This window comes from Marinibacterium profundimaris, from assembly GCF_002210095.1.
Classification (GTDB): Bacteria; Pseudomonadota; Alphaproteobacteria; order Rhodobacterales; family Rhodobacteraceae; genus Marinibacterium; species Marinibacterium profundimaris.
In genome coordinates this window covers 1-1,808 of the sequence record NZ_AQQR01000053.1, presented here as the reverse complement: position 1 = coordinate 1,808, position 1,808 = coordinate 1, and the positions used below count along the sequence as shown (strand labels likewise).

The 1,808-nt window shown below is 62.3% G+C and carries 2 protein-coding genes; both read left to right on the top strand.

The features are described 5' to 3' along the window. Nucleotides 1-599: site-specific integrase (locus ATO3_RS28320; protein ID WP_233152364.1), on the top strand; the 599-nt coding region annotated here is incomplete at its 5' end. Then, nucleotides 596-1,808: tyrosine-type recombinase/integrase (locus tag ATO3_RS28315; RefSeq protein ID WP_088653056.1), on the top strand; the 1,213-nt coding region annotated here is incomplete at its 3' end. The genes ATO3_RS28320 and ATO3_RS28315, both read left to right, overlap by 4 nt.

Below are 1,808 nucleotides of genomic sequence, written 5' to 3'. Positions count from 1 at the left end.
TGCTCTATGCCTACGAGGATGTTCCCTCGATCCTGAGCCGCAGCCAGATCGATCTGGTTCTGGAGGCCACCGGCAGAGACAGGTCGCCGAGGGGCCTGCGCGACCATGCCATTTTGCTGATGCTTGCCACCTACGGGTTGCGGCAAGGCGAGATCTGCAATCTCCGGCTCGACGACATCGACTGGCGCGCGGATTCGCTGCGGATCCGGCACACCAAAACCAATGCCTGTTCCACCATGCCGCTTCTGACGCCGGTCGGCGATGCGCTGCTTGACTATCTGCGTGCCGGGCGCCCGCAGGTCGAATGCCGGGAAATCTTCATCCGCTCTCTTGCACCCTATACCCGGATGACGAACTTGCACGGCATGGTCAAAAGACGTCTGGCGGCAGCGGGCGTCACCCCGGTGGGAAAACGTGGACCGCATATCTTCCGCCACGCGCGTGCGGTTGAACTGCTGCGGGCGTCGGTTCCGCAAAAGATCATCGGCGACGTGCTCGGGCACCGATCAACCGAGTCCACCAACACCTATCTCAAACTTGCCACCGAAGATTTGCGGGCGGTAGCGCTCGACGTGCCCGGATCGGAGGTGCTGTCATGAGCGCCTGGCACGATCCCGATCGCACCATCATCGACGCCTTTCTGGAGAAGTCGCAGTTCCGGCCGGGAAGCAGACCCACGTATCGCTGGTTCCTTCGCAGCTTCGAAGATGTTGCGCTCCGGCACCCTGCAGTGGATCGCCAGATGATCGAAGACTGGTTGGGCGAAATGGCACCGCGCTGGAAATTGTCGACGCTATTGAACCAGGTCTGCATCGTTGACCGTTTCCTCGACTATCTGGTCCAGAACGAGTTGATCGCCAGCAATCCCGTTGCCGAGCTTCGCAGGCAGCACAACATCAAGCAGAACAAGCCGATCTGGCGTGCCCTTGCATCGTCCAATCCCGACGAGGCCCTCGCGGGACTGTATCGGCCTGCGCCCTACGGCAGCGTTCTGGGCGACTTCATGCGTGACCATGTCGCGGTGATGCGAAACCGGGGCTACCAGTACGAAACGCAAGCTCATTGGTTGCTGCGGTTCGACCGGTTCCTGCAGGCTCATCCGGAACTGGCCGGAGAGCCGCTTGAGACGATGTTGACGCATTGGGCGGCAGCAAAGCCGACCCGCAATCACGCGGCAGAATGCCAGAAGCTGGGGCGCATCCTGACCAAGGCGCGGCAACGGCTCGATCCGAACATCCCGCCGAAACGCTTCAACCCGCGACCGGAGCGGGAGGTGGCGCGGGAGCACCGGCGTCCGCATATCTTCAGCCCGGCTGACATCCGGCTCATGCTCGAAGTTGCCCGATGCTATCCGTCGCCGCATGCCCCGCTGCGGCCGCTAACCCTCTACACGATGATCTTGCTGGCCTATTGCGCCGGGCTGCGACGTAGTGAGATTGCGTGGCTCGATCTGGGCGACGCCGACCTTCGATCCGGCACGATCACGATCCGGGAAACGAAGTTCTACAAGACCAGGATCTTGCCGTTATCGGGCAGCGTCATGGTTGAACTGCGCGCCTATCTCGATGCGCGGCGGCGCGCTGGTGCCCCACAGGACCCGCAGTCGGGGCTGTTCTGGCAGGATCACTTCAAGGATCGTTACGCCCCGGTGGTGGTCACAACGATGATCACCAACGTCATGCGCCGCGGCGGGTTCAAACCGCTTTCCGGACGGACAGGGCCGCGTGTGCATGACCTGCGGCACTCGATGGTCGTAAACCGGATCCTCCAATGGTACCAAGCCGGCATCAACCCGCAGGACCGGCTGC